Genomic DNA, 24,739 nt, shown 5'->3' with positions numbered 1-24,739 from the left:
GTGGACCATTGGTCCACGTCACTTTAGTTTGTCAATTAACAGCTCAGTTTCGCACAATTCTTCCAATGAATGGAGCCGACATCACTGTGAGGATGGCATTCCTTCTGAATATAGTTGTATTCGTCCTCCAGCTCCTTAAGTGTCAACTCAAATAATTGTTTACCGCCTTTTTTGAAGATGTTATGGACAATCAATTTGTTGATTAACTCTTTTCTTCGATTATGGATCGCTTCCTGCAGGATTTCACCCATTGTGATCACTCCCCTTATAGTGTAAACGAATAGAGGAAGAGACTTTCTTACGGAAAAAAAGCCCGCTTCCTAGTTGATAAGAAGAAGGCTTTTTGTATTAAACTTCAACTTATCTTTCAAGCTCGACGCTTGTGGAATTAGCACAGTGTTCTAGCTAATAGAATCTGTTGCTGAGGTATCATCGGGCCAGTCCCTCTACCTCTCTGGATAAGTGGCTATGCGGTTATCGATATGTAAATATATTTTATATCATACTATTCATAGTTGTCAACTAGGTATTTAATTCAAACCTCTTCGGTTTAGAATAAACGAGGGAATATCAATGAATCATTCCGTCTTTTTTTTTATGTTGGTGAGGGGATCACTGGAAAGCAACCAGCACTTTCTTCTTTAAAAGTATAAAAGATTACGAAAATAGACATTTACGTTCCATTTTACTATTTCAGACACAGTTTCTTTTTCTAATCCGTCCAAAACATGATAATCTGTATACATCAACGTAATTATTGGAGTGAATCGCATGAAGACAGTGGTAGTCGTAGGTGGTGGGATCACGGGTTTAACCGCTCTATATTATCTCCAAAAAATGGTCAGGGAACAAAACGTGGAAATAGAGTTGGTACTGATCGAACGTGATCATCAGCTCGGTGGAAAGATCAGAACCATAACGGAAGGAGAGTTCATCATGGAAGCAGGTGCTGATTCCATTGTTGCCCGCAATGAGGGAGTCCTTCCATTGGTCAATGAACTCCATCTACAAGACGAGCTTGTTTACAACGAAACCGGTACATCTTACATATACACAAATGGTCAACTTCACAAAATACCAATGGACACGATATTTGGGATTCCGATGAGTTTGGAAGCACTTAATGAGAGCACGCTTATTTCTGAAGATGGAAAAAAAGCAGCGCTCCTGGACCTGGAAACCACAAACAAAGGATTTACGAAAGAAAGCTCCATTGGAGAATTTTTGGAAGCTTTTTTGGGGAAAGAACTGGTGGAAAATCAGATTGCACCTGTACTATCAGGGGTTTATTCAGGAGATTTGTATAAACTGACCATGGCCTCGACGCTTCCCTATCTACTCGATTATAAAAACGAATACGGAAGTATTATTAAAGGGTTATCTGATAACAAGGAGAAATTTAAAGGTTCATCTAATAAGAAATTCATTTCATTTAAGAATGGTTTATCCGCCATCATCGACCGTTTAGAAGAGGAATGTGGAGATGCAACCATCTTAAAAGGTGTAGAAGTGACTAAGCTTCTAAAATCCGGTAGCACGTATGAGCTGACTTTAAGTGGACCTGGGAGCATACAGGCGGATCATGTTATATTTGCGACCCCCCATGATGTCACTCAAAAAATGCTGAACCATGAAAAATTGGATCCTGACTTCAATGAATTAAGGAATTCCTCCCTGATTTCGATTTATCTGGGGTTCGATGTCCCGGATGAGCAGCTACCGGCTGATGGTACAGGTTTTATTGTTTCCAAGGGCAGCGAAGTAAAGTGTGATGCATGTACGTGGACAAGTCGAAAATGGAAGCACACATCCAGAAAACAGAAACTTTTAGTAAGACTCTTTTATAAAAGTACGAACGCTCACTACAATCATTTAAAGAATTTGAGAGAGGACGAACTGAAGAGTGTGGCACTGGAAGATATAAAAAAGAGCGTCGGGATTGATGCAAATCCAATTTCAGTGGAAGTGACTAATTGGAACAATCTGATGCCGAATTATCATCTGGGACACAACCAATCTGTCCAGGCCCTGGGCCGGAATTTATTGACAGAGTTGCCGCAAGTTAAGTTAGCTGGAGCATCTTACTACGGTGTGGGGATTGCAGCTTGTATTCAAAACGGGAAGAAAACAGCTGAATCCATTATGGAAGACATCATCAAAAAAGCTTGATCTNNAGATCAAGCTTTTTTGATGAGTTGGAGAGGGTTCACAGGTCCTGCCTGAAGTGAAATTGGATGCTCAAACATCATAATCCGTCCCTTACATGCTCATACTAAAAATAAATGGACGATAGGAGTGTATACTCATGAGCGAAACTCAAAACGCTATCCTTACAAGGCTGAAAGATATACAGAAGGACCAAACCGATACGTGGATCGACTACTGGCTCAAGTTTTCAGATTTGGGCTCCTGGCAGTTCTGGATCATGTCAGCACTCTTTATTTTACCGCTGATTTTCTTATATATTTTTCTGGATAAGAAGAAAGCCGTGTTCTTTGGATTTTATGGATATAACGTTCACGTTTTCTTTACCTATGCGGATGCCATCGGTGCAAATATGCTGAAGTGGTTTTATCCATATAAACTCTATCCCTTATTGGCTAGTTCTGTTTCACTTGATGTTTCTCTCGTTCCGGTATCGTATATGCTCATGTACCAATGGTGTTACCACAATAAGAAAAATTATTACGTGTTCATGCTTATACTTTGCGCCGTTTTTGCATTTGTGTTTAAGCCTCTCCTTCTTGCTGCCGGTCTCTTTCAAATGAATAACGGGACATCGTACATTCATCTATTCATGATTTATGTAGCTGTAGGATTGATTGCGAAGTGGATCACCAATTTATTCGGTTATTTCGAAACTAAGAACAAAAAGAGCGCACAGTGACGGTAAAAGTAGCTGTGTGCTCTTTTTGATCGACGGGATGAGGCAGATGGCATTCCTTAGCTTTGTTGCTGAAATCTTATACCTTTTTGACAATCTCCATTCCTAATTGATCCAACGCATAATTCACACCTTGCTGAAGGAGGGAAAAGGAGGGGATATGGCTCATGCTAAATCCCCTCTGGGTGACTTTGATACTTAATTCAGGTGAGATTCCCACGAGCAAGCAAGTCGTTCCCAGGAGCGAGGCCGCGCTGACGAACTTCTGTATGAAGGAAAGGGTATAATCATCAACCTTACTGAGGCTGGTCAGGTCGATGATCAGGAACTCAGCCTTATAGCGCGGCAGATTCAGAAGTGTTTTATTTAATAATTCTTCTGCCCGGATTTCATTATAGCGACCTACGAGAGGGACGACCAGAATGGATTCGAGAACGGGAATGATTGGAGAAGAAATCTCTTTGATGATATCGGATAAAACTTCGGTTCTCTGGTTCGTCACACGATCTAATTCAGCCTGAGCGGCAGCTGTCTGTTCTTCCAGCAGAGCGCTGACGTTCAGGGAAGGGGAGATATCGGAAGCAAAAAATTCATACACGCTACAGTCGTCCCCACTGATCTGGCTCTTGACTACCCGGTACCAAACATTGGAGCCGAATATGCCAGTCAATACACCTGCCCAATGACCGGGCATGAACGTTCCTTCTTCGGATTTCCCCTGAGCGACATTTACTTTGTACTCCCACCCGTTACAGAATTGGACGACAGCCGTTTTCTTTTCAAGGGAATAAGACAAAATCTCGGTTATACCCCAACCAGCCGTTACATAGGTGTTAGGCAGTTTATCCAGGATCTCTTCCGGCTCTCCAATGGAATTCAAGTAAAAGTCACTGACGATGAGACCTGTACGGTAGCCGGCTGTCTCAAGGACCAGTCTGGCCTCTTTTTCACCAGCAATCTCCTCGATTGAATCAATCAATGTCTTAAAAGCAGTATTCACCCAGAATAGAACCACTTCATCATTTTCAAATGTAATCGAACCTTTGTCTAAATCCCAATCAAATAAAGAACCATTCACATCAATATCATACTTTGTCATCGCATAAACCCCCATCAGTACAAGAATATATTTTCTATATTTTTACTATGTATACGAATAAATCAAATACTACTCTTTTACCCTAACCAATCAATAGATAAACCATTTTTGTTTGATAGGAATGGATTATTTTATTTATTTAATATGGGGGATAATGGGGATTTACGGAAAGGAAGTCGTTTTATACAAGTGGGATAAATAATTGGAACGATTTTTTATAAGGAATGACAGAATCACGAATGCTTGGAGCATTCGTGATTCTAGAAAAAATTTCATCCTGTTTACTCTTTAGATGCTCGCCTAGCATATGGATAAATAGGATCCACTAAATTGAACTCATAGGTTTCACCGTTTACAATCCCTACCACTTTGTCACTGTCGTATAGATCCAACATGAATTGTGCCATTTCTTTTGCAGTATGATATTGAGGGACAGTACCGCTATATTCGAAATCAGTTACATCAAATGAACGCTGAGCAAATTCGGTTTCGGTCGCTGCAGGTGCCAAAACTTTTGCTTTCATCTGTGCACCTTTTGAAGAAAGTTCTTGTGCGAGACCTTCAGTGAACGCACTCACATAGAATTTCGTTGCGCAGTAGGTTACCGCATCTGCAACAATCGTATACCCTCCCCCTGAAGAAACATTGATCAGCTGAGTGCCAGCGACATTTTCATAGTCACGGACAAATAGGGAGGACAACACGGTCAATGCTTCGATGTTAAGGTTCAGCATGCTTTCAATTTTGGGAAGGTTTTGGTCCGCGACTGAATCGAAATTTCCAAAGCCTGCATTGTTAATAAACGTATGGATTTCATATTGCTTCAAGCTTTCATAAAATGAATGGACGTTCTCGATTTGGGATAAATCGACCGTCATGGTTACAACATCCAACTCAGGATGCAGGGTCAGAATCTCATTCTTAAGCTCATTTAATTTATCTTCCCGTCTGGCAACGGCAATGATATTATTTCCCCTGGCTGCAAATGCAAGTGACGCTTCGTATCCGATCCCTGAGCTTGCTCCTGTAATGACTGTATAGTTCATGTATTTTCCTCCTCTGTTTATGGTACACTTCTATCCTACGGGTTAGAGTGTACTCTAAGTCAAGAATATATTCAGGGAGGAATCATGTATGTTCAGTATCAGTGAAGCATCTGCAGCACTGGGGGTTACTCCCCATACTCTTCGTTATTATGAAAAAGAAGGAATCATTACACCGGAACGGTCCGAATCTGGTGTTCGAATTTACACTGATTCTCATATAAAGTGGCTGAAATTTGTCATGAAACTAAGGGAGACACAAATGCCTATTTCCTCTATTAAACGATATACCGAGTTAGTCTTGGAAGGAACTCATACAACGAGAGAAAGATTGTCACTATTGGAAGTACATCAGATTAATATTCAAGAACAAATTCACACACTTTTATCTACCAACGACATGCTGAATGATAAGATTGGTTCATATAAAAAGAGGTTGGCAGATGGGAATCCATCTATATAACCCTTACTGAAGTCTATTGACTTTAATTTTAAACACCAGATATCCTTAAGGGATTTTTTTCGGTGATTTGAAAGGTATCGGAGTGAATCCACCCGATACCTTCTTGTATATACCTGCATTTGATCCTGAATAAGATAGTGAGGCAAATGAAGTTGGGTATACTAAGTTCCAAACGTTGACAAAGGCAGGAATTGGTATGCAAAACATCTGGAGAATTTTCACAACGGATCTTAAACATGCAACCAGGAACGGGGTGGCAGCATTTCTGATAGGAGGTTTGATGCTGTTACCTTCTCTTTATGCATGGTTTAACATTGAAGCCTCATGGGATCCGTACAGTAAAACGGATCAGCTTCCGGTTGGGATCGTGAATGAAGATGAAGGAGCAACCCTAAGGGATCAAAATATTAATATCGGAGAGGATCTTGTAAAGGAATTAAAGAAAAACGATGATATGAACTGGCAATTTGTGGACAGGAAGAAGGCAATGGATCGTGTCGAATATGGGGAGTATTTTGCTGTCATTATTATACCCAGAGATTTCTCCAATAAGTTAGCCACTGTCATCGAGGATGAACCTAAGAAGGCCAACTTAGAATACTACGTCAATGAAAAAATCAATGCTATCGCACCCAAAATCACTGAAACCGGGGCAGGGGGGATAGTTGATAAAATAACTGCTTCCTTTATATCGACGGTAAATGGCACGATTTTCGGACTCTTCAACGAACTGGGAATTGAAATTGAAAAGGACCTTCCAGACATACGGAGGTTTGAAGAGTACGTATTCGGGGTGGAAGATAAGTTACCTGAAATCGGTGAAGTCTTAAATGAATCATTATCAGATGCCATAAGTGCCAAAGAAATCATCCATAAAGCAGAAGCAGAGATCCCGGATGTGAAACGTGTGACAAATCAGGGACTTAATACGATTGATAAGACCACAGCATTTCTGAGTAAAGCTGAGGATCGATTAAACAAAGTTGCGCCAAACATTCAGAAGGATTTGGAAAACGTTCAGGAAGCGGCTTCTGAGATTGACGGATTCTTGCAGCAAGTACAGGCATCTACGATAGACCTAAGGGGAGCAGAATCGGTAAACAAGCAAATGTCTGAAAGGCTTGCCACGTCCATTGATTCCATCAATACCATTGAGTCTTCCTTAAAGTCCCTGCAGAACAAAGAAAAAAACCAAAATCAGGAACAGATTAAACAAGCCCTGAATCAGCTGGGAGCGGTTAAACAGGAATTAGAGGCCATTCAACAAGATGGGCAGAATGTAAAAAATCTCCTAATTGCCAAACAGAAGGACGCAGACAAGGTGATAAATGGTATAAAAGAACGTGCTGTCAAAACAAAAACCAAAATAGATGCCTTTCTAAAAGAATATAAACAAACGATCGAACCGTCTGTATTAAAGGAGGTAGCCTCAGCAAAGAAAACATTAAATGATGCAAGGGGTATCCTTCAAGACATTCAAAGAACGATCCCGGAAGTAGAACGCATTCTTTCCAGTACCGATGAAAATATTGGGAAAGGAACCGAAACCCTTCAAGATGTGTTAGGGCAATTTCCGTATATAAAAAATAAAATCAGCCATCTCGCTGACCGTATCAGAGACATTCAAGGGAAAACGGATATCAATGAAATCATTGAACTTCTTCAAAACGACCCCAACAAAGAGAAAGATTTTTTTGAAGAGCCGGTCGTTTTAAATAAGAACAGCTTGTTTCCTATCCGGAATTACGGGGCAGCCATGACCCCGTTTTACACGGTGCTGGCCATATGGGTAGGTTGCCTCCTGCTAATTTCCCTTCTGGCGACTGAAGTGATGGGACAGCACGGGTTTTCCGAGAGGCATGTTTATTTCGGGAAACTTCTGACGTTCCTATTCATCGGATTGATCCAAGCCACGATTGTAACAGTGGGGGACATCTTCATTCTGGGGGTGCATATTGCTGAACCCGGGTGGTTTATCTGCTTCGGATTGTTCATAAGTTTCGTTTTTATGACCGTGGTTTATACGTTAGTGTCTGTGTTTGGAAATATCGGTAAGGCCATGGCAATCGTCCTGCTTGTTTTACAGATTGCAGGGGCAGGGGGGACATACCCGGTTGCGCTTTTACCCTCGTTCTTTCAAACGATTCACCCTTTCCTTCCATTTTCTTATGCGATTGATCTCATGAGGGAAGCGGTTGGGGGCATCGTATGGGAGAGGGTGTATAGGGATGTTCTTATTCTCACTCTCTTTGGTGTGTCCGCCTTGCTTTTCGGTGCATTTTTAAAAGGTCCATTAAGTGAGAAGACCAAAGCATTCATGAAAAAGTCAAAAGAGTCGGGGCTGTTTCATTAATTTCATTACCTATACAGAAATTTCTCTCTGCTCCTAAACGTGAGAAGGATTCCTCATTTGAAAATAGGGTATAGTCTAACTAAACACATATGCAGGAAGAGGGAGGAAGCAGCGTGAAGCAAGCTATGTTAATTGTCAATCCGAGTTCAGGGAAGGAAATGGGGAAAAAATACAGCAATTATGCTTTTGAAACGATGAAGGGGATGGGATACGAGACCGAAGTACGTATGACAAAAGGAGAAGGAGATGCCATGGAATTTGCGAGGGAAGCGTGTGAAAAGGAATTTGATTTCCTCGCAGCGATGGGAGGGGACGGTACCATCAATGAAGCCATCAACGGGATGGCCGAACAGGAACATCGTCCGCTATTTGGCCTCATTCCCCTCGGAACGGTCAATGACTTTGCAAGAGCCCTCCATATCCCAATGAAGCCCGAAGAAGCCATCGACATATTTAAACAGAACCACGTACAGAAAACCGATATCGGAAAGATCAATGATCGATATTTCATCAATATTGTGGCAGTCGGGGCACTCGCGGAGGCTTCGTTTTCCACACCCATCGAACAGAAATCAAAGCTTGGTCCACTTGCCTATATAATAGAAGGAATGAAGAAGATGAAAGAGAAGCAGCCATTCGAGCTACAGGTCAAATCCGACCACGATTGGGAAGGGGAGGCCCTCCTTATGCTAGTGGCCCTCACCAATTCCGTTGGGGGAATGGAAACCATCGCACCAGATGCCAAGGTGAATGATGGAAAGCTTCATGTCTTTATCATTAAAGATATGGCTTTGCCTCAATTTCTTCTTTTACTTCCTAAAATACTATTGGGTGAGTTGGCCGAAAGCGAAAACGTACACTATATGAAAGTGAACAAACTTCAGGCTGAAGCTGCCTATGAAATGATAGCCAATGTTGATGGGGACGAAGGGGACAAACTCCCGATCACAATAGAAAATTTGAAGCAGCATCTGGACATACTTGTTCCCCATAAAGAATAGGAGGAAGCCGAAATGAAATTAGAGATCACACAGACAGCGATCGAAAAACTGAACGAAATCCCAGAAGGTAACATGATTCAGTTATCTTTAGACAGGGGGAGCTGCGATATTGTCAATAACATATACGAAATGAAAGTGGTGAAAAGAAGAAGCCCTGAACCTCAAGAAAAAATCATCCACTCTGAACACCTCGAATTTATTGTAGACGACGACTTCGAAGATACATACGACCATGAATTGACGATTGATTATCGAAATCATTTCTTTGTTTTTAAAAACAAAAATCAAATTTTCAATAATCGAATCGGTCTGCGTTATGTGTAGGGAGGGGATTCACTCCCTTTTTTTTTAGCAAGTGCTTCGTAATGTAGTAATTCCATCCTTTTTGTGTTACCATTACTTCTTACAGCAAACAAAGGACGTGACCATTCATGATCAACATTCAAATCCCGCAAGCGGATATTTCCATAACGGAACGAAAACAATCAAGAGATTCAGAAGAGCCAAAGATCAAAAGCATAGAAGGCTTTATCGATCTTCATGAAATTCCAAGAGACAAGGGTGGCATCATCTTATTTTATAATATTAATGATGAGCTCTTGTTCGTTGGGAAAGCAAGAAAGCTGCGACAAAGAGTCAAAAAGCACCTTGAAGATAACGTGTCACCACTTCGCAATCACAGAGATGAGGTTTACCGTATCGACGTAGCCATAGTAGACGATGCAATGGACCGCGACATTTATGAAACCTATATTATCAACACATTACAAGCGAAATATAATGTAGATAAAGTATTCTATAAATAATGTTAAAAAAGGTACCAGGGTCTGATATGATATCAACCCCCGGTACCTTTTTCATATAGACCGTTGTCACGGTTGAATCGTCCATATTCCGGATTCCACTTTATCAACAACTCCTCCTGAACCCCAAAATAGGTTGTATCCGTCCGGTCGTTCAGCCCGTATAAGACCAAATATTTATCATTACCCCAAACCACCTTGATGGATGAGATAACAGAAGGCCTCTTCACCCCAGCTATTTCGATGTCAACCGATTGATGTAACTCGAATAACGTTCTAAAAGTGAGTTCACACCTTTGAATCGAAGGAGGGGAAGGAGAATCTTCAATATACATGAATTTCTTATTTCCAATAAGGATGTCATAGGTAATAATGGATTTTTCCGGCTCGATCCAGTAAACTATTTGTCTTATGCTCCCTGCTTTCAAAGAAGTTCCTTTAAACATCTCATGAAAGAGATCCTCATATTCTATGAATTCGTTCAGCCTAATCGGATTAATGGTTCCAATCACAAGGGTACCTCCCGGGTATAGGTCTTTGTAAGCTTCATAGTTATACTTATTGGAGGAATGACGTCGATAGAACCAAGAGGTTCAAAGGATGAAGAAAAGAAGGGAAGATCTTAGGATTAAAAGTGGATATAAAAAAAGACCCGTTTTATCAACGAGTCTTCTAACATCATCTATTATCTTTCATAATTCATCGATAAGCGAAGAAGATCATCGGTCATCACATATTGGTGAACCTTTTCCAAAGCTTCAGTCAAAGTAGATGATAAGCTGTTTTTAGAGTAGGCGCATACCGAAAGCAGACCTTCCTCCCGGACATAATCATCAGCTGTCGATTCAAATTCGTTGAGAAGCAATGCATCCGGTTCTTTGGAAATCCATTCAACATGGGCCCAGGTTCTGATTGAAGAATTCAGATTTCGAATGACTGAGAGGTCTTTTTGAAAGTGTCTGAGAATATGTTGAGTGTTAAAATCACCACTTAAAAAGTAGTAATCAAAATTATCAACTAAATAGATGGATGACAGCTGTTTTTCAGTTAATAACCGGCTCATTCTATTTTTTACCTTGGTAATATTTCTCATGCTTTCGATAATCAACATATGCTGATTATTTTCCAAACCGGCCTGAATGAATAGCATCAGGTTTCGAATGTAGGCTTCTTCTGCCTGAAATGGGTAAAAGACATGACCCTTGTGTAACGTTACGAGTTTAACATCGTTTAACACTTCCATTTATCCTCACCTCTCATCCAATGGAAATAAGACTTCCAGGGGCAAATCGACCTAAGCGTTAAAAATTTTTATTACTTTAAGCTTACCATAACCACTTGACAATCTATAGACATTTATTAAGAATAGAACAATTATTATTCTTAAGATAAAATCTATGAGTGTGAGGGTAAGGAGTTCTCGATTTGCGGTATTCCGCCCCTCCTTAACAGACGTAATGATAAATAGAAAGAGAGGGAACAAGATGAATGTTCTTTTCACCAAGTTAGTAGAACCTGAAAATGAAATCATCACCGCATTGAATAGGTGGGATAACAATCCTGATTTAGTCCCATTGATTCGTCCAAATAAAGATCAGGACGAACTCGAAAAGCGTTGGTATATGACCATGGATGACTTAAATACCCGATTGGACTCTCACGATATGTTCTTAATATACCTTGATAACAAACTTGTGGGAGAAATGAATTACATGGTCGATCCCGGTCACCTTTACAAAAAAGTGAAGGGGACTGCCTGGGTGGGAATTACGATTGGTGAACCCGAGGGACGTGGAAAAGGTATTGGTTTTAAGGCTGTACGATACTTGGAGAATGAAATAAAAAAGCAAGGGCTAACAAGGATAGAACTGGGTGTCTTTGAGTTTAATAGACAAGCCCATAAGCTATACCAGCAGATGGGGTATCAGGAAGTAGCCAGAATTCCTGACTTTACGTACTGGAACGGCAAAATGTGGTCCGATATCCGAATGGAGAAAATCATAGACTGGTAATGGGGAAAAAAAGAAGATTCATTTTTTTGAGGCCTTTTCGTTACAAATTTGTATCAATTATTACATCAGGCGGAGTCAAGTGGTTTATGACCATCAACTGTAAAGGGACCAGAACCCTCTTTTTTAAATGAAAACAAGGTTACATCCCCTCCTATTTGAAGGGTTTTTAAACCTTATTGTGGTCTTTCTGAATGATTTAAAGTGTATAATAGTGATCTCTTTACCATCTAACCTGAACACTAAAATAACCCATTTGTAAAATCGTGGTAACCTTACTCCCTTCGTCATAAAGTAAAATAAAAGTAGTTCATAAAGGGGGGAACCAAATGCAAGAAAACATTCATAATTACGATGACTTATTAACAATGCTGGATTCATTTTTACGGGAGCCTGAACCATTTTGGGATGATTTTTTTTCGGATCGTGAGAAATCAGTCCCTATATTTATGAATGCTCCAGACGAAAATTTAGTTTCCTATATTGATAGTGGAACGATTACTCGGGGAAAGGTACTGGAACTCGGCTGTGGACCAGGAAGGAATGCCATTTATCTCGCAGAGCATGGATTTGAGGTAGATGCAGTCGATGTATCAAAGACGTCCCTTGACTGGGCAAAAGAACGAGCGGATGAAAAAAATGTTAACATACAATTTTTTCACCAGAATATATTCGAGTTTGAGGTTGAACAAGGAAAGTATGATTTCATATACGATTCAGGCTGCTTTCATCATATAGCCCCACATAGGAGGCTCAGCTACATAAAACTCATTGAAAGAGCTTTAAAGCATCGGGGATACTTCGGCATTACGTGTTTTCATCAGGGTGGGAAATTAGGCGGTTCTGAAATATCGGATTGGGAAGTGTACAGAAGAGGCTCCCTTATGGGGGGGTTAGGTTATACAGAGAAACGCTTAATACATGCTTTCCATTCCTTACAGCCAATTGAAATCAGGAAAATGATTGATAAAGATGACTCGGAGAATCTATTTGGCGCCTCGGACTTACTGACTGGACTATTTCAAAAAAGGTAATCAAAACAGAGATGACATGATCAGGAGATAGTGATCATATCATCTCTGTTTTATACTCTGAACCGGGACAAGAAACGCAGAAATTCCCTTTGGACTTTGTGTTGATATTTAGTAATGGCGTAGGTTTTCGCTTCCGGCAAGGGAAAGGCTTTTGTTTCTACCTCCAGGAGTCTGCCTTCCAGCAGTTCTCTCCTGACTGAAGATGCAGGGAGATACGATACGCCTAGCCCTTCTGCGATGAATCGTTTCGTGATATGTGTTTGAGAAACCTTCATCATCCGAGCCCTGGGGTAAAATTTCTTTATTGCATGAGAGAGCTCATCCCAATAAGCAGGGTGATTATGGGTCAATAAATAATTCGATGATATTAGCTCCTCTTCTTCCAGAGGAGGGGCCGATTCAAAATCCCGTCCATCATGGGGTGCCACCAAGATGACTTTATCCGAATAAAGTAAAGTATGTTCAAGTTCAGGACTAAAGCAAGGAAGGCAGGAAAGTCCGATATCGACCCTTTCATCCAATACCGCTCTCTCAATTTCAGCAGATTCAATAATTTCAACTGAAATCTCAACCTGAGGATGATTTTCGATATATTGTTTTAATACAAAAGGTAACACATTATCAGCAATCAAGGGGGAAATAGCCATTTTAAGCGTTGTGGTGTATCCCTGACTTAAGGATTGAATGTCAGATATTCCTTCCTCATAAATCTCGATCAATCTTTTCGCATGCTGTAAATAGGATCTTCCAGCTTCTGTTAGTTTGATTTTCTTCCCATCTCTCTCAAACAATATCACACCCAATTCCTTTTCAAGTTGTTTAATATGTACCGTCACGGTAGGCTGTGAAATATATAACCGCTCAGCCGCTTTCCTGAAATGATTGTATTCAGCGGCTGTTATAAATGTTTTCACCACATTCAGATCCACATTTTCCACCCTTTTCTTATTTATAAATATAATCAATTGAATTAAATATATTTAATTTTCTTAATTATAAAACCATTATACAATAATTGTAATAAAGGAAAAGGGGATGAAACGAATGTTTAGTGAAGGATTAAAAGGAGTTATAGCTGCACAAACAACAATCAGTCATATCGATGGTAAGGAGGGTGTACTCATTTATAGGGGATATGAAATCGGGGAACTCAAGGATCTGTCATATGAAGAAGCGGCTTTCTTACTATGGTATGGTCATCTTCCATCAGAGAAGGATGCGATGGATATAAGGAAGAAGCTGAGCTCATACCGTTATTTGACGCCTGTCATGAGGGAAGTCCTTCATTCTCTGCCAGAAGGGATGGACATGATGAGCGTAATACGAACCGTCATCTCTTCTGAAGGGGGCACAGATTACAAATGGAAACCGAAGATTGATCAGGCCATGCGATTGACAGCCGTTATTCCTACTATCATATCCTACCGATTCAATAGAGTGAAGGAAAGACCTTTGATTGATCCGGATCCCGAGCTTGACCACGTAGAGAATTATCTCTATATGTTAACAGGGAAGACTCCGTCTAAAGCAGCTCGGGATGCACTCGAAGCCTATATGGTTCTGACGCTTGAACACGGGATGAATGCCTCTGCTTTCTCTGCAAGAGTCACTGCCTCAACAGAATCCGATTTGGTTTCTGCCATCACTTCAGCCATCGGGACAATGAAAGGTCCACTTCACGGAGGAGCACCATCCGGAGTCATTGAATTACTGAACGAAATAGGGACGGCTGACAATGCTGAAAGTGTCATGAGAAGAAAATTGTTGAAGGGTGAGAAGCTGATGGGGTTTGGCCATCGGGTATATAAGACGCATGACCCAAGAGCTGTTGCGATAAGAAAGAAGCTGATAGAAAACAGGGGGGATGATGATTCCCTGGATCTGGCACTTTATGTGGAGAAAAAGGCCATCGAACTTTTAGCTGAGTTAAAGCCGGGTAGATCTCTATACACAAATGTAGAGTTTTATGCTGCTGCCATCATGAAATCGATCCATCTGCCATCCGATCTCTTCACACCGACATTTACGGCCAGCCGCATTGTGGGATGGACTGCACATGTGTTGGAGCAGGCTGATCACAATACGATATACAGACCTCAAGCCGAATATATAGGAAAACGAAACGGCTAAAGAGATGAAACCTGCATGTTTACACTATGCAGGTTTTTTATATAAACGTTTCATTTGAACCGTGATATAATTGGAGCATACCTTTTAAGGAGTGATCTTGATGATCAGTAAAGTCGGTCAAATTATGTTATATGTTCATAATCAGGATGAAGCGGTACACTTCTGGACTGAAAAAGTAGGATTTTCAGTCCTTTCAGAAGAAGATAACGGCCAGGGGATGCGATGGATTGAACTCGCACCGACGAAAGATGCAGAAACAAGCATTGTGCTTCACAACAAGGAATTGATTGCTAAAATGCAGCCGGAACTTAATCTGGGAACTCCATCTTTAATGCTTTTCACAGACGATCTGGATGAATTACATAAAAACCTGTCTGATAAGAATATTACGGTGGGACAAATTGTTGAAATGCCTTCTGGAAGAGTATTCAATTTTGCAGATTTTGAGGAAAATCACTTTGCTGTAATGGAAAAAAATAAATGAGATGCGTAATAGAAAGCCCAAGATCTTCATTTGATCTTGGGCTTTCTATATCTTCATTCTATCATGTAATCAGCTAGAAACATTAGACGAAGCTGCAGAAGAATGAGGATTATTGTCTACTACTAGTGCTCCCTTCCAATTGGGAAAGGCGTCTGAAAGGGAGGATAACCCTCAAAAATCTTTGCTGGATGTCATAATGACAAAAGGGATTTTTTCAACCATGGTGGGAATGAAGCAAGTGAAACATATCCAACAAAATATCGGGTCGATTAAATGGGCTACAAAGTATAAAGGTTATCCTTAACTTTAAATCTTAGTCATTTTAAGACTAAAGCGTTTTTTTATAAATAAAAAACCATGGGAAGTTCATTCCTTTGGAGGATATTGGAATATTTTGTCGAATAGAAATTATATGTGTATGTACTATTTACAATCTTCATGATATTTGGTCATTCCTGCCAGGGTGGGAATTGGGTTGATTGAACAAAAGCAGGTGGAGAGATTTTGATATGGAAAAGATCATGTGACTACTTTATAAGGGGGATAACCATGTTAAAACTGGAAAATATGAGTATCGCGATGGATTATAAGAAAGCGATTATCACACATCTTGCTGATTTAAACCAACAGTTTGAAGAAGGACTGATTCCAAAAGAAGTCCTTTCTAAGAAAATGGGTACAATTCATATCCTGACTCAAACAGCCATGATTGAGGGACAAGTCAATTTTTTTGATAGCGATGAAAAAAGGAACACATTTCTGGAATATGGCCTAGATTTATTTGCTGAAGAGCTCAATAAACTTTCACCAGACATGATGGCCTCAAATGTAACAGGACCTATACATATAAAGAACGTTCGACTCAGATCACTTGGAAACCCAGACACCATTATCGAAATGGATGAAATGATAGTCTTTTCGGATCAAGTCGTAGGAGTATCGATAGTTCAATAATATTAAAGGGAAAGGAGGGGAGACTTTGTTTGAAACAGTATTGGGTAGACCAAAGAATGAGTTAACAAAATTAAAAATGAAGTACAGAACGGCCGTCAAAGCGGTCATCATTCAAAATCATACCATTCTCCTTATGCATACAAACCGGGGGGATTATAAATTTCCGGGAGGAGGAGTAGAGGAAGGTGAGTCCTTATCAGATGCCCTGATTCGTGAGGTGGCTGAAGAAACCGGTTTTGTACACTGTTTAGTGAAAGAGCCTCTGGGGATTGTAACACAAAGGTATAAGGACCTGTTTGAAGAGGATGTCTTGTTTGAAATGACCTCCCACTATTTCAAGTGTGAATTAATAGACTCAGAAAGAGTACCACAACAACTGGAGGATTATGAGTCGGAACTTGAGATGACCCCAAGGTGGGTTACCTTGGATGAAGCCATTGAAGGGAATGAAAAGTTGAAGGACCAATATGAGAATAACCGATGGGTTATACGGGAGAATTTTGTATTGGGCGAATTGAAGAAATTATTTAACTAGAATGGTATTGAACGCTTGTCTGGTTTCGGTTAGGTGTTTCTTGCAGGGGTTAGACCTATTTCTAAAATACATGATAAGGAGAGAAGAGCTGTAGATCCGAGATTCCAGCTCTTCTTAATAAAAGAAAGTTTTTTTGTTCCCTAAGGCTGCAAGTGAGAACACTGTCTCTCGATTGAAGAGCGTTTTCTTCCAGCTTAGAGTTTCATTCCATACAATTTCAGTTCCTCGGTATCATTCGGCAATGTCACGTATCCTTCTAATTTCAAATCCAATTTTTCAAGCAGTCTGGAGGATGATTCATTATCTTTAGTGGTAATCGCGACCAGACGTTTGATGCCGATGTCTTTAGCGAATTTCATAGTAGCCCATGCCGCTTCACTTGCATATCCTTGAGATTGATAGTCAGATAGAAACGCAAAGCCTATATCCACGTCCTTAAGACCGTGGCGCTTAATCAGTCCGCACAAACCGATTGGAATATGATCATCTTTGCGCTCTACCAAAAATAATCCAAACCCTTCCCGTTCATACATGGCCCGGGGACCATTTATGATATAAGCCTTTGCATCATCAATCGTTCGAATTCCTTTATCACCTATGTATTTCAGCCAACCTGGTTCATTCAATAATCTCTTGATAAATTCTGCATCCGTTACTTCTAACCACCTTATATTGAGGCGTTTTGTTTCTGTTACTGTCATGCAGAGCACCTCCCATTTTCTTATTCTATCTTATATTAACCCGAGGAATTATATAGGTAAAATGTTTTCATAAGAATCCAGCGACATCATAAACATCGCGAGACACACACATAAGAAAAATCCAAGACTACTATTCAAGTTTCTACATGCTATAGTTTCATTATACAGAATGAATATAGTAGAGGTGTAATCATGGGGCATAGGTTTAAGATGGAAATACCAAAAATCCCTGGTCGTTTAGAGTCAGCCAACTTTCAAGATGTCTATTATGAAGAAGATCCGTTCCTATCGAATTGTATAATCGAAAATGCGAGACTGGACCATGAAAAAATTGATCAGCTCGTACTATCAAAAGTGTTGTTTAAAAATATTTCATTTACTGGTGCATCCCTTCAACGGATCGATATGACAGATGTTGTATTTGAAAACTGCGACCTCTCGAATGCAATTTTCACAGAAGGCATCATACATCGGGCCACTTTCAACGAGTGCAAATTAATGGGTGTGAATTTCTCCGGAGCGAACCTGGGCAATGTGAAATTTAAGGAATGCCAGGCAAACATGAGTGACTTTGTTGAGGCGCGATTAAAGCAGGTGGAATTTAGCCAAACCACCCTGCAAAATGCAAACTACTCTGACTGTGAACTACTGAAAGTGAACTTTGATCAATGCGATCTAAATGAGATCGAATTTACTCAGACCAATCTCAAAGGAATCGACATTAGCACATGCATATTTACACGCATAAATGTGGCCGTTGAAAATCTATACGGGTGTGAAGTCTCACCTGAGCAGGCGATCGGGTTTGCAAGTTTATTGGGACTTAAGGTGAAGGAGTAGAGGTGTATAGGAGTGTAGGATCCTTTACGCGTGAACGTGTTAAATATCGGAAGGGCATCTAACATTACTATTCACTAAATGTTTTGAGTGCAGTTTGAAAATTATATGAAAATGCACCTCGTATTGAAAGGGGAAAATAATTGAAAGCGAACAACGTTAAAATCGAAGAACTAAGCGCAGAAAATTGGTACGAGTGCTGTCAATTGGAACTAACTCCTGACCAGAAGGAATTTATTGAGCCCAATGCGATATCAATCGCGCAATCAAAATTCGATGCGACATTAAAACCATTCGCCATATATTTCGAAGAAAAAATAGTGGGATTCTTAATGTTCAGCACTGAACCTGAAGAACTGCAAGCTTATTGGGTTTACCGGATCATGGTGGATAAAAGCTATCAGGGAAAAGGAATTGGAAAAGCTGCAACAGTTCTGATGATAACGCATATGATTAAACGTCTTGATATAACTAGAATCGCAGTAGGTTATCACCCCGATAATAAGGGAGCCCATCATTTATATGAAAGTCTTGGATTTGTCGATCATGGTGACAGATTCGGCAGAGAAATGGCCGTAGTAAAAGAAGTTACATCTACCTAAGAGTTTTTTGAAAGGGCCAAGTGCAGTTATTTGGCCCTCTTTGTTCTATAATCCAAACCCAAAGCTTCCATTATCTTGAGCTAGTGCTTGAGTGAATCAGCCTTTTATATCCAGCATTCGCTGCACTTTATCCTTCGCTCCTTTCCGCCACTTTTTCACAGCGGAAATCGATACATCCTCCACCTCTGCGATTTCACTGACGGTCAGCATATAGAGACAAGTATACATCACCCATTTTCTCTGATTCTCCGTCAAGTCTTCGCAATAACTGTACAATAATTCTTCTGCCAACCCTTCATTTACATGCTCATCCTCAATCATGTCAAAAAACTCCATCTCTTTAAAGATACTTTTTTCTTCATTTCGATTTTCATTCGTCAATTGAGAGAGTATTCTTCCTCGTACATATGAAAAAGCATAAGCAGGAAATGCTCCTTTTTCGTGGTCGAATTTTTGATGAGCCTCCCATAGTGCGATGAGTCCGGTCTGATAATACTCAGGTTTGTTTTTATAAATGTGTAAAGAATGAATGATTTTATGAATCATCAAGTCATATTGCGTATGAAGATCCTCGAAATTCTCCAACTATCGTTCCTTCTGATCAGCGCGCCGTTCTTTGAATTCCCGGGTAACTTAACCTTACAAAGAGAAGGAGAGATGGGCAAAGGAGGGTAGGGCTTGTTTTTATGGGAGAAACCGGGAGTTGTTCATGGTAATCATATTTAATTATCTATTAAGAACAGAAATATTTACTCAAATGAATGTCAAGCAAACAAAAGGTGTTTAACAACTCACATCAATAGTCAATACTAAAAGGACCATCCAACATAAAGGAGGACCTAATATGGCTGGGAAAAAAGAAAACACTGATGATTTAATGATTGAAAAGGAAAACGTTCAAAAGCTCGAGCAAATGTTAGCCGCCGTCCTTTATTATTTATCAGATGATGAAATTGAAGAGATCGACATTGAATATCTACTGACCAATACGGAAGACCTCCGGGAGTGGTGGGATAGCTATAGGAAGAAAAACAAAAAGAAGATCGAAGAAGAGATTAAGGGTTCTTTGAACACACTATCCCTTGAAGAATTAGAGAAGATTCGAGATCAAATAAAGAAGAAGAATGGCTAAGTCAAGGTGATTTAGTCTATTTTATAAGAAAATGAACCTTGTTTAGAACGTTTTCAATGCTGTCACTCAGTAAGTGGAAAGGAATCACGTTCTTAGAGGAGCAAGGAAGAAGATCATAACATTATTATGTTAACTTAATGTCAAGTGACATATGCCCGCTCCATCCCCAACAAAAGGGAAAGTAAAACGCTCAATTCAAAGCGTTTTACTCTTTAAAAACCTCTCTAAAAAGCTGATAGGCAAGTGATACTACTCCCACTGGCATTTGATTCACGATAACCGTCATAAAGATTTGTTTATCCGGGAAATAAAGTGTCACAGATTCATACCCATGAACCCCACCCTGATGCCCATATGCTTGCATACCGCTTTCAAACGTATATCTGTACAAACCCAAACCATAGAATTGATTCGGATGATCAGTTTCATGGAAATTCAGCATTTGTTCCAGTGATTCCTGAGATAAAAGGGTACTGCTGAAAAGAGCCTTCATGAACGTTTGGATTTCTGCTGTATTGGATATAAGAGCTCCTGCCGTCCACATGATTGACACATTGAGGTTCGTTATTTCTGTTATATCATCAGATATGTCTGTCAAGTCAGGAGTTGCCTTCGAATGCCCTGCTACAAAAGGCGGGGTTACACTATTCGCAGCGGGAAAGTATGTCCTTTCCAGTTGAAGTGGCTGGATGATCCGGTGATGGACGATATGTTCAAGCTTTTCTCCTGTACATTTTTCCAGAATCATTCCCAGCAGTATGTACCCAGTATTGGAATACTTAAATTTAGTTCCGGGCTCGAATTCCAGATCGTGGTTGGAGATAAGCCTTACAAGACTTTGAGGTGGAAAAAGATCCTGCAGGCTTGAAACTGCATGCTCTATACATTTAGTACCTGCAATATCCATCCATAAATAATCTTTCAAGCCACTTCTATGCTGAAGTAATTGACGGACCGATATCAGGCTGCCATTCTTCAGGGTGCCAGGTAAGATGGATTCCACAGACTGTTCAAGGGAGAGAAGGCCATCTTCTTGGAGTTTTAATATCAAAGTACTGATGAGTACCTTTGTAATGCTTCCTACACGCTGGTGATCATAGGGATCTAACAATGTCCCTTGATTCATTTCCCGAAACCCTGAGGCCGTAATAAAGTCGTCCCCTGAAGAATCTGTCAGGCACACCGATATGCCTGGAAGCTGGAAGGTTTCACGAAGGTTTGCGACTGTTTTTTCAAAAAAAGTGCGATTGACCAAAGAAATCATCCTTTCGAATTGTAGATATTCCTAGAATTTCAAAAAGATTAGTAGATGGAATTCTCACATCCATCTAAAGCATAAGCAGGATTATTCACATTCGGTATTGAAAGGTATTATGTGCATGCTTAGCATTTTACGTTTCCAGGAGCGGGGATTTTTAGTCATTCTAGGAGAATTCTAAGAATCTAGTAGATACATATAAACAGCATGTTCTATACATATGAGAAAGCAAGATAAATAGAAGGGAAATTAGCCGATGCCAATACGAAACTCTGCGAAAGCCATCATTATTAAAGAAAATAAATTACTTCTGACAAAAAACAAAGATGGGGAAGGATTTTTTTACTTATCTCCCGGTGGAGGTCAGGAACACGGTGAAACACTTCATGATACCTTAAAAAGAGAATGCATCGAGGAGATAGGGTGTGAAGTGGCGGTAGGAGAACTATTGCATGTAAGGGAGTATATCGGTAGGAATCATGAACATGCAGCTTTTGATTCTGAAGTTCACCAAATGGAGTTTTACTTTACATGTACGCTGATCAATGAATGGAGTAATCATCAGATGCCATCCAATCCCGACAGTCATCAAGTCGGGGTGGAGTGGGTTGAATTGAATGAACTGAAAGAGTATAGATTCTATCCTAAAGAAATAGAATCACATATTGTCAAAAGAACTTCTAAGATTTATCTGGGTGATATTAACTAGTCCTTTTCATTTTGTTCTATTCACAAAGGGGGAGTTGTACCCCCCTTTTCGTGTAATTCTTCTTAATGTTCTATACCTGTAGGTGGTTTTGGTCTTCTCACTAACTCTCCACTGCAATTCGGACAGATAGAATCATATTTTGCAGTACACTCTTCACAAAAAGTACACTCATGGACACAGATGTATGCGTGATCCGCCACTAATCTATTACATGTCTGACAGTTTGTCTTCATCTCTAATCCCATATGTATCACCCTTTCTATTTATCTCTTTCCATTATATTCTAAAATGCGTTAAGATAGTGAATATATCGACTAGTCCTTTATGATGAGGTGGAAATGATGGATTCTACATATGTAATGTGGGGGAAATCCAAAGGAACAGTGTGTACGAAAAAATCCTTTCACTGGCTAGCGCAGTCCATTTGTAAAGTGCCCTCCTTAAGGAAAGGAGAAGAGGATTCGCTGTCATATTTGAATTTCCGCTAATATACGGTGAAAAATCGCTGATAAACAGATCGATGCCAGGAGGAGGATGGAAAGTTGAACAAAACATCACTATTGACAAACAAAAAAAGCTGGGATGAGGCGGCACCCCGATTCTACGGTAGAAATCCCCTGCCGGAGTACGGTCCTCTTGCCCCAACCGAAGAAGAATTACATTTATTAGAGGGTATAAGGGATAAAAACGTATTAGACATTGGATGTGGAAGCGGACATTCCTTGAAATATATGAAAAAGAATCAAGCCAGGGAGATTTGGGGATTGGATCTTTCCCATAGCCAAATCCAGGCTGCACGACAATTACTTTCAAACGATGACGCCACCTTATTTGAAGCCCCAATGGAAGAGAATCCTGGAATACCAGAAAACTATTTTGACATTGTCTATTCCATTTACGCCCTGGGGTGGACCACTGATCTGGATCAAACGCTTGCACATGTGTATTCATACCTTAAAGCTGGAGGTATCTTTGTCTTCAGCTGGGAGCATCCATTCTATAACCGGGTTCAACAAACCGGTGAAAATCTTATTCTCAACCAAACTTATCATAAAGAAGGACCTTATGATCACGAGGCGTGGACGTATCCTGCCATTATGCAACAGTTCAAAGTCAGCACCTATTTGAATATGCTGGTGAAAAATGGTTTCATGATTGAACAGGTCATTGAAGAGGTTCGTTTAACCGAAAAGGATGTTGAGAGACATTCCAATAGATGGTATAGCTTTGATAAGGCGAGTTATTTACCCACGACAATGATTATAAAAACTAGAAAAATGTAATTTCTTGAGGAAGGAAGAGGGATTTAAATGATCAAAGCTGCCATATTCGACCTGGATGGAACGCTGTTGAATAGGGACGCGTCTGTTCGGGAATTCATCACAACCCAATATGATCGACTATACAAATGGCTCCATCATATCCCGAAAGATTTATACATATCCAGATTCATTGAATTAGATCAAAAGGGGTATGTGTGGAAAGACAAGGTTTATATGCAGCTTATTGAGGAGTTTACAATTCCTGAACTGACTTGGGAAGAGCTGCTTGACGATTATATCAGTCAATTTAAGCACAGCTGTGTCCCTTTTCCTCATTTACTTGACATGTTGGATGAATTAAAAGAGGCAGGAATCCAATTGGGGATGATCACAAACGGCTTTGGCCGTTTTCAAATGGATAACATCCTTGCTCTTGATATTCAACCATATTTTCATGAAATCCTTGTCTCTGAGTGGGAAGGGGTCAAAAAGCCCGATCCTGAAATCTTCATGCGGGCGATGAAAAGATTCCGCCTGGAGCCTCATGAGTGTATTTTTATCGGGGACCACCCTGAATATGATGTGTACGGTGCCCAAAGGGTAGGGATGAAAGGCATTTGGAAAAAGGACCCTCATTGGAGCGATGTACAGCATGCTGATGCGATAGTGGATGATCTGTCTGATTTACCAGGACTAATCAGGACGGTTCAATCCTCTGAGTAAAATTAATAAAGAGAAAATTAATAGTAGATGGTTCATGTGACTATCAACAAACCAATTGTCCCATTCAGCCCCTATGATGCACCATGGGAACCACCATATTAAGATGAAGAAGCGAAAATCCGTCAGCATATGGTAACAAAAAGGTTTAAGACGATCCGTTTCTATTAATATAATGGCTTAGAAGTTAAATTAGACAATGCTACCACTATGAAAAATGTGTTATTTCTAGTATAATAGTCTTCTTGATACTACATATTCAGCGTAACAACATATAAAGAGCTGTAATTGGATTAAAACAGGAGGGTCTTTTGTGTTAGAACTCAGTAAATTATTTACAGAACCAGTCAAAACAGTTGCCATTAATATAGCGATTGTTTCATTAGTTACCATTTCGCTGACTACACTAATCTATACGGTACTTAAATTTATTAAGTTACCTGAAAAGTTCATTGAAAATATTATCGGCCTGATCGTTGTGTTTGTGGGAATCGGAACTGTTTATTATTCACTTAGATGGGATTTATTTTTGGCCTTATAGTCATCTTATCAACCACTAAGAAAGCATCCTGAGCGATGTTTTTTTAGTGGTTTTTTAATGAAAAATTATATCAAGACTTATGAAAAGTATTCTGGTTGATGAGGATCCTCATCCAAAAGTCTTATCTCCTTTCATTCAAACTGACGATGAAACCTAACGATTGAAACCGTATAGTATAAATAGGT

At 40.0% G+C, this 24,739-nt stretch carries 29 protein-coding genes, 1 pseudogene and 1 riboswitch; of the genes and pseudogenes, 20 read left to right on the top strand and 10 right to left on the bottom strand.

All coding sequences use genetic code 11. The annotated features are described in order from the left end of the window. Positions 1–35: 35 nt before the first annotated feature. On the bottom strand, positions 36–251 hold the full coding sequence (locus CN378_RS12185; RefSeq protein WP_098352261.1) for a Fur-regulated basic protein FbpA: 216 nt from the start codon (positions 249–251) through the stop codon (positions 36–38). A gap of 106 nt (positions 252–357) precedes the next feature. Next, positions 358–465: riboswitch (SAM riboswitch) on the bottom strand. A 306-nt stretch (positions 466–771) separates the two neighbouring features. Between CN378_RS12185 and CN378_RS12180 the strand changes: the two genes are divergently transcribed. Together CN378_RS12180 and CN378_RS12175 are read left to right on the top strand one after the other, a co-directional pair. Then, positions 772–2,169, top strand: coding sequence for a protoporphyrinogen oxidase (locus CN378_RS12180; protein WP_098352259.1), 1,398 nt, complete (start codon positions 772–774; stop codon positions 2,167–2,169). A gap of 136 nt (positions 2,170–2,305) precedes the next feature. Then, positions 2,306–2,887 carry a CBO0543 family protein gene (locus tag CN378_RS12175; RefSeq protein ID WP_098352257.1) on the top strand — a complete coding sequence of 194 codons (582 nt, stop codon included), beginning with the start codon at positions 2,306–2,308 and terminating at the stop codon, positions 2,885–2,887. A 76-nt stretch (positions 2,888–2,963) separates the two neighbouring features. Here CN378_RS12175 and CN378_RS12170 read toward each other — a convergent pair whose 3' ends face one another. Both CN378_RS12170 and CN378_RS12165 read right to left on the bottom strand, forming a co-directional pair. Further along, entirely contained in the window at positions 2,964–3,983 is a 1,020-nt protein-coding gene (locus CN378_RS12170; RefSeq protein WP_098352255.1) for an STAS domain-containing protein, read from the bottom strand. Positions 3,984–4,264: 281 nt separating this feature from the next. Next, on the bottom strand, positions 4,265–5,029 hold the full coding sequence (locus CN378_RS12165; protein WP_098352253.1) for an SDR family NAD(P)-dependent oxidoreductase: 765 nt from the start codon (positions 5,027–5,029) through the stop codon (positions 4,265–4,267). An 88-nt stretch (positions 5,030–5,117) separates the two neighbouring features. On the opposite strand from CN378_RS12165, the gene CN378_RS12160 reads away from it, so the two are divergent. From CN378_RS12160 to CN378_RS12140, 5 genes are all read left to right on the top strand, one after another. Next, complete coding sequence (locus CN378_RS12160; RefSeq protein WP_098352252.1) at positions 5,118–5,489, top strand: MerR family transcriptional regulator; 372 nt, start codon at positions 5,118–5,120, stop codon at positions 5,487–5,489. Between the two features lie 196 nt (positions 5,490–5,685). Continuing rightward, positions 5,686–7,842 carry a YhgE/Pip domain-containing protein gene (locus tag CN378_RS12155; protein WP_179884896.1) on the top strand — a complete coding sequence of 719 codons (2,157 nt, stop codon included), beginning with the start codon at positions 5,686–5,688 and terminating at the stop codon, positions 7,840–7,842. A gap of 113 nt (positions 7,843–7,955) precedes the next feature. Beyond that, positions 7,956–8,843 (top strand): YegS/Rv2252/BmrU family lipid kinase, encoded by an 888-nt coding sequence (locus CN378_RS12150; protein ID WP_098352250.1) that lies wholly within the window; start codon positions 7,956–7,958, stop codon positions 8,841–8,843. Positions 8,844–8,855: 12 nt separating this feature from the next. Further along, positions 8,856–9,167 carry an iron-sulfur cluster biosynthesis family protein gene (locus CN378_RS12145; RefSeq protein WP_098352248.1) on the top strand — a complete coding sequence of 104 codons (312 nt, stop codon included), beginning with the start codon at positions 8,856–8,858 and terminating at the stop codon, positions 9,165–9,167. A 107-nt stretch (positions 9,168–9,274) separates the two neighbouring features. Beyond that, positions 9,275–9,649 carry a nucleotide excision repair endonuclease gene (locus CN378_RS12140; RefSeq protein ID WP_098352246.1) on the top strand — a complete coding sequence of 125 codons (375 nt, stop codon included), beginning with the start codon at positions 9,275–9,277 and terminating at the stop codon, positions 9,647–9,649. Positions 9,650–9,681: 32 nt separating this feature from the next. Here CN378_RS12140 and CN378_RS12135 read toward each other — a convergent pair whose 3' ends face one another. Together CN378_RS12135 and CN378_RS12130 are read right to left on the bottom strand one after the other, a co-directional pair. Beyond that, complete coding sequence (locus tag CN378_RS12135) at positions 9,682–10,158, bottom strand: hypothetical protein (RefSeq protein WP_098352244.1); 477 nt, start codon at positions 10,156–10,158, stop codon at positions 9,682–9,684. A gap of 173 nt (positions 10,159–10,331) precedes the next feature. Continuing rightward, on the bottom strand, positions 10,332–10,889 hold the full coding sequence (locus CN378_RS12130; protein WP_098352243.1) for an MEDS domain-containing protein: 558 nt from the start codon (positions 10,887–10,889) through the stop codon (positions 10,332–10,334). Between the two features lie 241 nt (positions 10,890–11,130). On the opposite strand from CN378_RS12130, the gene CN378_RS12125 reads away from it, so the two are divergent. Together CN378_RS12125 and CN378_RS12120 are read left to right on the top strand one after the other, a co-directional pair. Beyond that, positions 11,131–11,658 carry a GNAT family N-acetyltransferase gene (locus CN378_RS12125; RefSeq protein ID WP_098352242.1) on the top strand — a complete coding sequence of 176 codons (528 nt, stop codon included), beginning with the start codon at positions 11,131–11,133 and terminating at the stop codon, positions 11,656–11,658. A 326-nt stretch (positions 11,659–11,984) separates the two neighbouring features. Further along, positions 11,985–12,689 carry a class I SAM-dependent methyltransferase gene (locus tag CN378_RS12120; RefSeq protein WP_098352241.1) on the top strand — a complete coding sequence of 235 codons (705 nt, stop codon included), beginning with the start codon at positions 11,985–11,987 and terminating at the stop codon, positions 12,687–12,689. A gap of 50 nt (positions 12,690–12,739) precedes the next feature. Here CN378_RS12120 and CN378_RS12115 read toward each other — a convergent pair whose 3' ends face one another. Continuing rightward, positions 12,740–13,618 (bottom strand): LysR family transcriptional regulator, encoded by an 879-nt coding sequence (locus CN378_RS12115; protein ID WP_098352239.1) that lies wholly within the window; start codon positions 13,616–13,618, stop codon positions 12,740–12,742. A 115-nt stretch (positions 13,619–13,733) separates the two neighbouring features. Here CN378_RS12115 and CN378_RS12110 point away from each other — a divergent pair, with 115 nt between their 5' ends. The 4 genes from CN378_RS12110 to CN378_RS12095 all read left to right on the top strand — a co-directional run bounded on the left by CN378_RS12110 (position 13,734) and on the right by CN378_RS12095 (position 16,792). After that, a complete protein-coding gene (locus tag CN378_RS12110) occupies positions 13,734–14,819 on the top strand; it encodes a citrate synthase/methylcitrate synthase (protein WP_098352237.1) in 1,086 nt (361 codons plus the stop codon). A 100-nt stretch (positions 14,820–14,919) separates the two neighbouring features. Next, positions 14,920–15,303: a VOC family protein gene (locus CN378_RS12105; RefSeq protein ID WP_098352235.1), complete on the top strand. Its 384-nt coding sequence runs from the start codon at positions 14,920–14,922 to the stop codon at positions 15,301–15,303. Positions 15,304–15,852: 549 nt separating this feature from the next. Then, positions 15,853–16,257 carry a hypothetical protein gene (locus CN378_RS12100; protein ID WP_098352233.1) on the top strand — a complete coding sequence of 135 codons (405 nt, stop codon included), beginning with the start codon at positions 15,853–15,855 and terminating at the stop codon, positions 16,255–16,257. A 25-nt stretch (positions 16,258–16,282) separates the two neighbouring features. Continuing rightward, positions 16,283–16,792 carry an NUDIX hydrolase gene (locus CN378_RS12095; protein ID WP_257141121.1) on the top strand — a complete coding sequence of 170 codons (510 nt, stop codon included), beginning with the start codon at positions 16,283–16,285 and terminating at the stop codon, positions 16,790–16,792. 194 nt (positions 16,793–16,986) lie between these two features. Here CN378_RS12095 and CN378_RS12090 read toward each other — a convergent pair whose 3' ends face one another. Beyond that, the gene (locus tag CN378_RS12090) at positions 16,987–17,493 is read right to left on the bottom strand and encodes a GNAT family N-acetyltransferase (RefSeq protein WP_098352231.1); all 507 of its coding nucleotides are present in this window, start codon (positions 17,491–17,493) and stop codon (positions 16,987–16,989) included. Positions 17,494–17,703: 210 nt separating this feature from the next. Here CN378_RS12090 and CN378_RS12085 point away from each other — a divergent pair, with 210 nt between their 5' ends. Both CN378_RS12085 and CN378_RS12080 read left to right on the top strand, forming a co-directional pair. After that, positions 17,704–18,333 (top strand): pentapeptide repeat-containing protein, encoded by a 630-nt coding sequence (locus CN378_RS12085; protein ID WP_257141120.1) that lies wholly within the window; start codon positions 17,704–17,706, stop codon positions 18,331–18,333. 140 nt (positions 18,334–18,473) lie between these two features. Then, positions 18,474–18,920, top strand: a pseudogene (locus CN378_RS12080) (GNAT family N-acetyltransferase); the annotation flags it as partial. A gap of 108 nt (positions 18,921–19,028) precedes the next feature. Here the strand turns inward: CN378_RS12080 and CN378_RS12075 are convergent. Next, the gene (locus CN378_RS12075) at positions 19,029–19,517 is read right to left on the bottom strand and encodes a sigma-70 family RNA polymerase sigma factor (RefSeq protein ID WP_098352226.1); all 489 of its coding nucleotides are present in this window, start codon (positions 19,515–19,517) and stop codon (positions 19,029–19,031) included. Positions 19,518–19,776: 259 nt separating this feature from the next. Here CN378_RS12075 and CN378_RS12070 point away from each other — a divergent pair, with 259 nt between their 5' ends. Next, entirely contained in the window at positions 19,777–20,064 is a 288-nt protein-coding gene (locus CN378_RS12070; RefSeq protein WP_098352224.1) for a hypothetical protein, read from the top strand. 205 nt (positions 20,065–20,269) lie between these two features. On the opposite strand, the gene CN378_RS12065 is transcribed toward CN378_RS12070, so the two are convergent. Next, positions 20,270–21,319 carry a serine hydrolase domain-containing protein gene (locus CN378_RS12065; RefSeq protein WP_179884895.1) on the bottom strand — a complete coding sequence of 350 codons (1,050 nt, stop codon included), beginning with the start codon at positions 21,317–21,319 and terminating at the stop codon, positions 20,270–20,272. 259 nt (positions 21,320–21,578) lie between these two features. Here CN378_RS12065 and CN378_RS12060 point away from each other — a divergent pair, with 259 nt between their 5' ends. Beyond that, on the top strand, positions 21,579–22,031 hold the full coding sequence (locus CN378_RS12060) for an NUDIX domain-containing protein (protein ID WP_098352220.1): 453 nt from the start codon (positions 21,579–21,581) through the stop codon (positions 22,029–22,031). Between the two features lie 62 nt (positions 22,032–22,093). Here CN378_RS12060 and CN378_RS12055 read toward each other — a convergent pair whose 3' ends face one another. Continuing rightward, positions 22,094–22,276, bottom strand: a complete 183-nt coding sequence (locus tag CN378_RS12055; protein WP_098352218.1) for a DUF1272 domain-containing protein — start codon at positions 22,274–22,276, stop codon at positions 22,094–22,096. A 297-nt stretch (positions 22,277–22,573) separates the two neighbouring features. Between CN378_RS12055 and CN378_RS12050 the strand changes: the two genes are divergently transcribed. The 3 genes from CN378_RS12050 to CN378_RS12040 all read left to right on the top strand — a co-directional run bounded on the left by CN378_RS12050 (position 22,574) and on the right by CN378_RS12040 (position 24,554). Next, positions 22,574–23,314, top strand: a complete 741-nt coding sequence (locus CN378_RS12050) for a class I SAM-dependent methyltransferase (RefSeq protein WP_098352216.1) — start codon at positions 22,574–22,576, stop codon at positions 23,312–23,314. A 27-nt stretch (positions 23,315–23,341) separates the two neighbouring features. Next, positions 23,342–24,016, top strand: coding sequence for an HAD family hydrolase (locus CN378_RS12045; RefSeq protein WP_098352214.1), 675 nt, complete (start codon positions 23,342–23,344; stop codon positions 24,014–24,016). A 310-nt stretch (positions 24,017–24,326) separates the two neighbouring features. Next, positions 24,327–24,554 carry a hypothetical protein gene (locus tag CN378_RS12040; protein ID WP_098352213.1) on the top strand — a complete coding sequence of 76 codons (228 nt, stop codon included), beginning with the start codon at positions 24,327–24,329 and terminating at the stop codon, positions 24,552–24,554. Positions 24,555–24,739 lie beyond the last annotated feature (185 nt).

The organism is Bacillus sp. AFS015802 (assembly GCF_002561455.1).
GTDB lineage: Bacteria > Bacillota > Bacilli > Bacillales > Bacillaceae_B > Rossellomorea.
This window is presented reverse-complemented; position numbering and strand designations above follow the sequence as displayed.